Origin of the sequence: Pseudoalteromonas sp. SIMBA_162 (genome assembly GCF_046535955.1) — a bacterium.
GTDB lineage: Bacteria > Pseudomonadota > Gammaproteobacteria > Enterobacterales > Alteromonadaceae > Pseudoalteromonas > Pseudoalteromonas marina.
This window is the reverse complement of the sequence record NZ_JAWJBQ010000622.1, coordinates 1-261: the sequence shown is the minus strand read 5'-3', so window position 1 is coordinate 261 and position 261 is coordinate 1. Positions and strand designations below refer to the sequence as shown.

General features: G+C 40.6%; 1 protein-coding gene. It reads left to right on the top strand.

Annotation, left to right across the window (positions count from 1 at the left end):
- On the top strand, positions 1–261 hold a 261-nt coding region (locus R0J88_RS21155; protein ID WP_410901051.1), incomplete at both ends, for a T7SS effector LXG polymorphic toxin.

The following is a 261-nucleotide window of genomic DNA, read 5'->3' as shown; positions in this document are numbered from 1 at the left end:
AGCATATAAAAAAAGGAACGATACCATACATAAGCTCGGAAAGCTTGATCACGATCTAACGAAAGAATACGCAGAAACCGAGGCAAATGAACATTTCATTCAGGCAGATTTTCAACAGCTCCAAAACGCTACGGGAAAAGGGAAAAACGCTACTCCGCTTCACTATAACGCCAAGGCATACAGAGAAAGTGACATGCATAAGAAAAAAGGCGAGATTGCAAGACACTCAGACACATATTTAACGTTTAAGAAGGAAGAAGC